Source organism: Nocardia sp. NPDC047654, from assembly GCF_043205035.1.
Classification (GTDB): Bacteria; Actinomycetota; Actinomycetes; order Mycobacteriales; family Mycobacteriaceae; genus Nocardia.
Window position 1 is genome coordinate 302,629 of sequence record NZ_JBIDDF010000005.1, and the last position, 6,484, is coordinate 309,112.

Annotated in this window: 5 protein-coding genes; 4 read left to right on the forward strand and 1 reads right to left on the reverse strand. The window is 69.5% G+C overall.

Annotated elements, in window-relative coordinates:
- The first annotated feature begins 325 nt into the window (after positions 1-325).
- The 3 genes from ACGF7Y_RS18390 (at position 326) to ACGF7Y_RS18400 (ending at position 4,009) form a co-directional block, all read left to right on the forward strand.
- On the forward strand, positions 326-1,030 hold the full coding sequence (locus tag ACGF7Y_RS18390) for an enoyl-CoA hydratase-related protein (protein WP_393235135.1): 705 nt from the start codon (positions 326-328) through the stop codon (positions 1,028-1,030).
- Between the two features lie 472 nt (positions 1,031-1,502).
- Positions 1,503-2,744 carry a M20 family metallopeptidase gene (locus ACGF7Y_RS18395; RefSeq protein ID WP_393235138.1) on the forward strand — a complete coding sequence of 414 codons (1,242 nt, stop codon included), beginning with the start codon at positions 1,503-1,505 and terminating at the stop codon, positions 2,742-2,744.
- Between the two features lie 116 nt (positions 2,745-2,860).
- Positions 2,861-4,009, forward strand: coding sequence for a M20 family metallopeptidase (locus tag ACGF7Y_RS18400; RefSeq protein WP_393235188.1), 1,149 nt, complete (start codon positions 2,861-2,863; stop codon positions 4,007-4,009).
- Positions 4,010-4,296: 287 nt separating this feature from the next.
- Here the strand turns inward: ACGF7Y_RS18400 and ACGF7Y_RS18405 are convergent, their stop codons facing one another.
- Positions 4,297-4,770 carry a gamma-glutamylcyclotransferase gene (locus ACGF7Y_RS18405; protein ID WP_063051589.1) on the reverse strand — a complete coding sequence of 158 codons (474 nt, stop codon included), beginning with the start codon at positions 4,768-4,770 and terminating at the stop codon, positions 4,297-4,299.
- 174 nt (positions 4,771-4,944) lie between these two features.
- On the opposite strand from ACGF7Y_RS18405, the gene ACGF7Y_RS18410 reads away from it, so the two are divergent.
- Positions 4,945-6,348 carry an NAD(P)H-quinone dehydrogenase gene (locus ACGF7Y_RS18410; protein WP_393235142.1) on the forward strand — a complete coding sequence of 468 codons (1,404 nt, stop codon included), beginning with the start codon at positions 4,945-4,947 and terminating at the stop codon, positions 6,346-6,348.
- Positions 6,349-6,484: the final 136 nt, after the last annotated feature.

Below are 6,484 nucleotides of genomic sequence, written 5' to 3' on the forward strand. Positions count from 1 at the left end.
GCCGCGAACGGAACATGCTCGGTCTCGCTTCGCTCGGAACCGGGAGTTGGGGTGCGCTGGGGCGTTGATGTGCGAGTTCCTGGCATTGTGCGCGCGGATTCACCGGCTGGTCGTGAGATCGATCGGTGCCGTGGCTGTGTACGCGGCGGTCGGGGCTCGGGCGCTGAGTGGACTGTGTGGGGTTGGTCTGCGTATGCGATGGACGGTGCTTCGGTCTCGCTTCGCTCGATTCAGGAGTTGGGGTGCGGTGGGGCGGGGTGGGGTGTTCGACTCGACCCCTACCCGCGAGTAGGGGTAGCCGTCGGTGCCCGATACGCTGCACGGCATGCCGTATCTGGAACGCCACGGGGAAGTGTTCGTCGTCTACCTCGGCGCCGAGGGACAGACGGACAGCGAGAACCGTTTTCACCCGGACTGGATCGACGCCTTCCACGGGCTGCTGGACGAGGTCGAGAGCTCCGAGGGGCCTGCCGCGCTGGTGACGACCGCGACCGGGAAGTTCTTCAGCAACGGTCTGGACACCGATTGGTTGTTCGGCAATCTGGACAAGATGCACGGTTACCTCGACCGCGTGCACTCGCTCTACACCCGCCTGCTCGCCTTCCCGCTGCCCACCGTCGCGGCGATCAACGGCCATGCCTTCGGAGCGGGCGCCATGCTGGCAACTTCGCACGACTTCCGGGTGATGCGCGCCGATCGCGGCTTCTACTGCCTGCCCGAGGTACACCTCGGGATGCCCTTCACCATCGGGATGAACGCCCTGCTCACCGAGCGGCTGTCCAACCAGGTCTGCGTGCAGGCGATGACCACCGGCCACCGCTACCCGGCCGACGAGGCGATCGCCGCGGGCATCGCCGACGCCAAGGCCGACGCCGCCGAGTTGCTCACCACCGCGATCGAGCGGGCCGCGGCACTGGCGAGCAACCGCAAGCCCAACCTCCCCGTGATCAAGCGCGCCCTGCACGCGAAGGCCCTGGCCGGCCTCGCCGTCGCGACCACTCCGGAAAACCTGGCGTTCGCCGCGAGCTGACCCGCCGCACGCCGACGGCACGGCCCGTCTCCGCCCTACGCTCGACCGAGGTCCGATGGCTGCGTCTGCGAGGTAGTCGCCGCGGCACTCGTCCGGCATTCGCCGCAGCCACGCGGCGAACTACCGGGTAGCGGTTTCCGCGATGCCGACCAGTCCAGTGCCTGGGCGACGCGAGAACCGCGTATTACCCCACATTCCTGACGACTGTCAGCCACCGTAACGACGATGACGCCCGTAAACGGCGGGCCAGTGGCCGCAGCGGTCACCCCGACGCCCCCGGCGCACCTCAACCCCCGGTTTCGAGCGAAGCGAGACCGAGCATCCGCCGTTCGCGGCCCGGCTCGCGTTTGCGCGGCCGTCGCGTACGCGACGAAGGAGCAAGCGGCGGTCGCGCGAACGCGAGCCATAAAGGGGCCGCGAACACCCAGCGCCGAAGGCGCTGGAAAACAAATACAGTGCGAGACTGTGTTGCATGCCACCATCGCGCAGCGGGCGCCGAGAAGCGCAGCACGACGGCAACGCCGTGTGCGAGGTCGACGCTGTCGCTCGCAGTGACGCCGCCATCCGGGCGGCGGCCGCCGAATTGATCGGGCTCTCGCACTCGATTCACGACGAACCCGAGCTGGCGTTCGAGGAGACCCGCAGCGTCGCCAAGACGATGGCACCGCTGGCCGAGCGCGGCTTCGAGATCGAGAGCGGGGTCGCCGACCTGCCGACGGCCTTCCGCGCGCGCTATGGCAGCGGGTCGCTGACCGTCGGTCTCTGCGCGGAGTACGACGCGCTGCCCGAGATCGGGCACGCCTGCGGGCACAACATCATCGCCGCGGCCGCGGTGGGCGCGGCGCTCGGTCTCGCCGAGGTCGCCGACGCGCTGGATCTCACCGTGCTGGTGTTCGGCACGCCCGCCGAGGAGAGCGGCGGTGGCAAGGTGCTCATGCTGGAGCGCGGAGTGTTCGACGACGTCGCGATGGCGATGATGGTGCACCCGGGTCCGCTCGACATCGTCGGCGCCCGCTCGCTGGCTCTGGCCGACGTGTCGGTGGTCTTCCACGGCCGGGAGGCGCACGCCAGCGCGGCCCCGGAGCAGGGTCGCAACGCGGGCGACGCAGTGACGGTTGCGCAGGTTGCTCTAGGGTTGCTACGGCAGCATCTCCTGCCTGGCCAGCAACTGCACGGTATAGTCGGCGACGGTGGCGTAGCTCCCAACATCGTGCCCGGACGTGCGGAACTGCTGTATTACCTACGCGCAGTCGACTCCGCATCCCTCGACGATCTGACGCGACGAGCGTCGGCTTGTTTCGAGGCGGGCGCCCTCGCGACCGGCTGCACCCACGAAATCCGGACGCTCGCGCCGACGTATACCGAGCTGACCCCGGATCCGGAATTACTGCTGGCCTATCGCGAGCAGCTCACCGGATTGGGACGCGTGCCGCTCGCTCCGGAGTTCGAGGCGCAGCGGCCGCTGGGCAGCACCGATATGGGGAACGTCACCAACGTCATTCCGGGCATTCACCCGGTCATCGGCATCGATGCCGGTGGTGCGGTGACACATCAGCCAGGCTTCGCCGCGGCCAGCGTCAACGCCTCGGCGGATCGTGCGGTCCTCGACGGTGCGCTCGCGCTCGCGCGTACCGCAATCGCCGTCGCCCGCGATGACATCCATAGAGACAGGTTGTTGCAACGGCTAGTTCAACGACAGGAGGACATTCGGTGAGCACAACCGGCCGTTCGGCGGCGCAGGCGACGGGCCCGGCAGCGGGCGTCCGCGTGGCCACGGAGGGCCCCGGCAGCTCCGCAGCGTCGGAGACCGTGGGATCCGGGCGGGAAGCGGTGGAGTCGTGGCTGGCCGACCACACGGTCGATCTCGTCCAGTGGCGCAGGCACATCCACGCCAACCCGGAACTGTCCCGTACCGAGTTCGGCACGACCGAGTTCGTCTCGGCGTGGCTGACCAAGGCGGGTCTGACGCCGCAGGTTCTGCCCGGCGGCACCGGCTTGATCTGTGATATCGGACCGGACGGCCCGCGCATCGGCCTGCGCGCCGACATGGACGCGCTGCCGCTGCAGGAGTTCACCGGACTGCCCTTCGCCTCCACGGTGCCGGGCGTGTCGCACGCGTGCGGCCACGACGCGCACACCACCATCCTGCTCGGCACGGCACTGGCCTTGGCCGAGGCGCCGGAACTGCCGGTCGGCGTGCGGCTGGTCTTCCAGCCCGCCGAGGAGATCATGCCGGGCGGCGCGATCGACGTGGTCGCCGCCGGTGCGATGACGGGTGTGGAGCGGATCTTCGCGCTGCACTGCGACCCGCGCCTCGAGGTGGGCCGGATCGGCATCCGCGTGGGCGCGATCACCTCCGCCGCCGACACCATCGAGCTGGTGCTCGACTCGCCGGGCGGCCACACCTCCCGTCCGCACCTGACCAGTGACCTGGTCTACGCGATCGGCTCGGTCATCACCGGCCTGCCCGGCCTGCTCAGCCGCCGCATCGATCCGCGCACCAGCACCGTGATGGTGTGGGGCGCGGTGAGCGCGGGGAAGGCGCCCAACGCCATTCCGCAGACCGGCATGCTCACCGGCACCATCCGCACCGGAGATCACGGCACCTGGTCGTTGCTGGAGCCGATGGTGCGCGAGATCGTCGACGGCCTGCTGGCCCCGACGGGCGTGCGCTACCAGCTGAACTACCGGCGCGGGGTGCCCCCTGTGGTCAACGACGAGCATTCCACCCGCATCTTCGAGGACGCGATCCGCGCGCTCGGCCCCGACGCGCTGGCCGACACCCCGCAGTCCGGCGGCGGCGAGGACTTCTCCTGGTACCTGGAGAAGGTGCCGGGCGCGATGGCGCGCCTGGGCGTCTGGTCCGGCGAGGGCGAACAGCTGGATCTGCACCAGCCGACCTTCGACATCGATGAGCGGGCGCTCGCGGTCGGCGTCCGAGTGCTGAGCAATCTCGTGCTCGACGCGGGCTCTATCTGATCTCCAGCGCCTGCGGCGCTGGGTGTGCGCGGCCCCTTTGTGGCTCGCGTCCGAGCGGGCGAGACCCGCGCCTGCGGCGCATGCGCTTCGCCCACTCGGACGCGAGCCGGGCCGCGAACAGCGCTCGATGGCCTCGCGCTCGACGGGGCCGGGAGTGCGACAGCGGCAGGGTCGGCCGGGCCGTGAACGGTGCTCGATGGCTCGCGCCCGATGGGCTTGGAATGCGCCAGAGGTATGGCAGACCCGGAAGGGACGGCCATACCGCAGGCGCTGTGGTGTGACGCGGGTCAGCCGAAGTTGCCCGGGCCGACGTTGCGGCTGTTGCGAGTGCGTAGGGCGTGCACGTAATCCTCTGGCGCGCCCGCTTTTTCGGCGGCATCGGCGATCACGCCGATATAGCGTGCCGAGGGCAGGCCGCCCTCGTAGGCGTCCAGCACGTAGAGCCAGGCCAGCGTGGGCTCCCCGCCGTCGGCGTTGCGGGTGACGCGCAGGCGGATCTTCCTGTGGATACCGAAGTCCGAGCCCTCCCACCGGTCCAACCGCTGTTCGTCCTCCGGGGACACGTCGTAGAGCACGACGAAGACCCGGGAACCGGGGTCCTCGACGACCGTCGCGAGAGGCCCTTCCCAGCCGATGTCGTCACCGGCAAAGGTCAGCCGCCAGCCCTCCAACCAGCCCGTCCCGGACATGGGGGAGTGCGGACAGCGCTCGAGCATCTGCGTCGAGTCCATGTTGGACCCGTAAGCGGCATAGATCGGCACCAGCAAAGGGTAGCCAATAACCTTCACAGACCGCGTTCGATTGCCGCACCTGCGGCGCGGCGCGCGGCGGGGACCCCCTGCGCAGCGGTAACGCGGTCGGTAGTGCGAGGTGGTTGCCGGATAACGTTTACCCCGTGCCGGAGATCCCGGCGCGAAGCACGAGCGGAGGTATCAATGACCCGCATCGCGATCATCGGTGGCGGACCGGCCGGCTATGAGGCGGCTCTGGTGGCGGCCCAGCACGGAGCGTCGGTGACGCTGATCGATTCCGACGGGATCGGCGGGGCCTGCGTGCTGTGGGACTGCGTCCCTTCGAAAACCTTCATCGCCTCGACCGGCGTGCGCACCGACCTGCGCCGCGCTCGCGATCTCGGTATCACCCTGGACCCGAACCAGGCACACGTGCAGCTGACCGAGGTGAACGCGCGCGTGAAGGCGCTGGCGCTCGCGCAGTCCTCCGACATCCGCTCGAAGTTGCAGACCGTCGGAGTGACCGTGCTGGCGGGCTACGGCGAGCTGATCGAACGCGGCGGCGGCCTGGCGGCGCACCGGGTGCTGGCCAAGCTGGCCGACGGCGCGCAGCAGACCATCGAGGCCGAGGTCGTGCTGATCGCCACCGGCGCGAGCCCGCGCGTGCTGCCGGGCGCGGAACCGGACGGTGAGCGCATCCTCAACTGGCGTCAGCTCTACGACCTGGAGGAACTGCCGGAGACCCTGGTGGTCGTCGGTTCCGGTGTGACGGGCGCGGAGTTCGTCTCCGCCTACACCGAGATGGGTGTGCGGGTGAAGCTGGTCTCCAGCCGCGACCGCGTGCTGCCCGGCGAGGACGCCGACGCCGCGCTGGTGCTGGAGGACGCGCTCGCCGAGCGCGGCGTCGAACTGGTCAAGCACGCGCGCGCGGACGCGGTGGAGCGCACCGCCGACGGCATCGTGGTCAAGCTCTCCGACGGGCGCACCGTTTCCGGCTCGCACGCGCTGATGACCGTCGGTTCGACGCCCAACACCGGAGGCCTCGGGCTGGAGCGGGTCGGCATCGAACTCGACCGCGGTGGTTACCTGCGGGTGGACCGCGTGTCGCGCACCTCGGTGCCCGGCGTCTACGCAGCGGGCGACTGCACCGGCCTGCTGCCGCTGGCCTCGGTGGCCGCGATGCAGGGACGCATCGCGATGTACCACGCGCTCGGCGAGGGTGTCAGCCCGATTCGCCTGAAGACCGTTGCCTCCGCGGTGTTCACCCGGCCGGAGATCGCGACCGTGGGCGTCAGCCAGACCGCGATCGACAACGGCGAGGTTCCCGCGCGCACGGTGATGCTGCCGCTGAACACGAACCCGCGCGCCAAGATGTCGAGTCTGCGGCGTGGTTTCGTCAAGATCTTCTGCCGTCCCGCGACCGGCGTGGTGATCGGCGGCGTCGTCGTCGCGCCGATCGCCTCGGAGCTGATCCTGCCGATCGCCCTTGCGGTGCAGAACAATCTGACGGTCAACGACCTGGCCCAGACCTTCTCGGTGTACCCGTCGCTCACCGGTTCGGTGACCGAGGCGGCGCGGTTGCTGATGCGGCACGACGACCTCGACTGACAGAGAGGATGTGGGTGAGCACCTCCCGCTGGGGTCTGACCCATCGACTGACTGACTTGGGGTCTTCAACGGGATTTGTCGGCCTGGGCGGGAGGTGCTCGTGTGCACTCACTGGGTGTGGCGTTGTGACTTCATA